We start from the raw sequence: 2,147 nt of genomic DNA on the forward strand, positions 1-2,147 counted from the left end.
AGAAGTACCATTGATAAGCCGAAGTAACGGAACTCGTTCATTATACATTGTAATGGAGGCATTACTAAATAACTCACTTGTATGATCATACTTTTCTTCTAAATTAAACAACTTGGTATAACACTGTGCCTTTCCTAATGTTGCATACTCCTCAAAAGCTCGATTGTCGTGTGCAAATTTAGTCATCACTGCTTTTTGTATGCCATGATTTTCTGTAGAAAAATCCTTTGCAACAGCGATGTTTGCAACACTAGAGATGACTAAACAAAATAGTATTTTGTTCATAGAGCATTTTTTCATTTTAACTCCCAAAGGCAAACAGTACCTATATTTCCATCGGCATAAGCTTCATTAGGATATTTGCTTGTACCGTGTATGACGTCTGTTCCATCCCAAATTGTAATATGACCAGATGCTCCGAAATTCCTTTGATCGCTAGAAACAAATGAAAACACGCCTTTTCTACCTCCTATCTCACGTTGTAGATCAGCGAGCGTGGTCGTAGCCCCTGTTTTAAAATTGGGAACCTCAGGAGAGTTCCATTTTTTTTGGAGTAGCTTTCTCATATTCACCGCAGAGACAGTAATTCCTTTACCCTTGAATTGACCATACTGTACGTTATATTCACGACCAACATCTTTTACTCCAGCGTGTAGTAACGTGACCGAAACTCGCGTAGCGCAAGAGTTATTAAAAACACCTCGATCATAGTCGGGACCAAAAAGTGCAATAAATAGCTCAATGGTACTCATAGTGTTAGCCAAATTTTGATAAAAACTGCTTACGGCAGCCCAGCTTGGTCGATTAGCAATACAATGTACGGTTTTATCTTGAGCAATAGCGGTGATGGTACATGTCATTTTTTTACCCTCTAGTTAAAAGCTAACTGTTTATCTTTAAGTACATTTTTAATTACAACAACGCCATTCTTATTAACTTTACCTGAAACGGAAAAAGTTTGAGTTTCTCCATTAACACTATCGTGTTGGATTTGAGCAGACACTTCTTCACCCTCAGTATAGTTTATTGTCTCAATATGTAGATTCATGTCTACATAATGCCTAGAGGAACCGGAAATTGGCTTGCAATCTTCCCCATAAGACCAAAACAGATGGGTAATTTTTTTATCTTTTGAGTTTGCTTTTATGGGCATATTAGGCAAGGTTGCATTAAAATGTACTGCTCCTAATGTATTAAACATTTGAGATTTAACATCTACAACAGCAGGACTACCGATTTCAATTGAGCCATTTGTCTTGATCTTAATATAGCCACCACTTTTATTTCCTAGCGTTATTTCCTTATCAGCTACAATATTAATCGTACCTTGACTACTAGTAATAGATACATCTTTTAAAGCCGCAACTTGCAAAATATCATTCTGTGCCTGAATTTGCACTGCTCCTTGATTGGCAAAAACTTTTAGTCCTCCTTGTTGAGCATATAAACTCATACCACTAAGGCTGTTGGCTGTCAGTTGACCCATACTACTGATATCAATTTGCTTATTTGCAATCATGGTTATATTTTCACCAGCTTGATAACTGTGACTTTTGGGAGTAGTTACACTTATACCAGTGGGCGTGCTAATCAAAATATTAGGCTTTGCCATAGTTTTGAGTTGATCATCGAGTTGCTGCTTTAAACTTGGATAACGTGTATAACCATCTTTAGGATCAGCTTTTGCATGTGTTGCACCTTTTTGTAATATTTTGACTTGTTCCAAAGCTTGTTCAAGCCGTTGGATTGCAACTTCTATATCGAGTTGTTTATCAGTAGCATTCAATTGTGCATCTGTTCCAACAAATAGTCCTTTCCCTGCTCGAACCGCTCCCCAATCATCCGTCCTCAACTCAAAGCCTTCACCACGACCTTCACTTTCTGCCTGTTCTTTCGGATGACTCAAGTTTCCTAAATTCAGTTGTGTCGCACCATGACTACTCTGAAGTTGAGTGCTAATCTGCCCTGTCGTATCATCAAAACGCAGTTGGTTAAAACCCTCACCACCAACTTCTTTGGTACGAATACCACTGAGTTTTTTGGTCGCAGGTAATTTACCTTTTACATCAAACTTGGTCGGTGAGCGTCTTCCTTCATGGATTCGCCCTGTCACGAATGGTCGGTCTATGTTTCCATCAAAAAAGTCA

The 2,147-nt window shown here is 38.4% G+C and carries 2 protein-coding genes and 1 pseudogene; all 3 read right to left on the minus strand.

The features are described 5' to 3' along the window. The coding region (locus D7V20_RS18910; RefSeq protein WP_147395815.1) for a hypothetical protein at positions 1–300 on the minus strand (300 nt) is incomplete at its 3' end. Beyond that, complete coding sequence (locus D7V20_RS18915; protein WP_120385380.1) at positions 297–860, minus strand: T6SS effector amidase Tae4 family protein; 564 nt, start codon at positions 858–860, stop codon at positions 297–299. The genes D7V20_RS18910 and D7V20_RS18915, both read right to left, overlap by 4 nt. 296 nt (positions 861–1,156) lie before the next feature. Next, positions 1,157–2,147 (minus strand): annotated as a pseudogene (locus D7V20_RS18920) (DUF2345 domain-containing protein); the annotation flags it as partial.

Source organism: Acinetobacter rongchengensis, assembly GCF_003611475.1.
In the GTDB taxonomy this organism is placed as follows: Bacteria; Pseudomonadota; Gammaproteobacteria; order Pseudomonadales; family Moraxellaceae; genus Acinetobacter; species Acinetobacter rongchengensis.

Coding starts and splice junctions, on each gene's coding strand:
- D7V20_RS18915 (WP_120385380.1), bottom strand. CDS start 860: ATGACATGTACCATCACCGCTATTGCTCAAGATAAAACCGTACATTGT.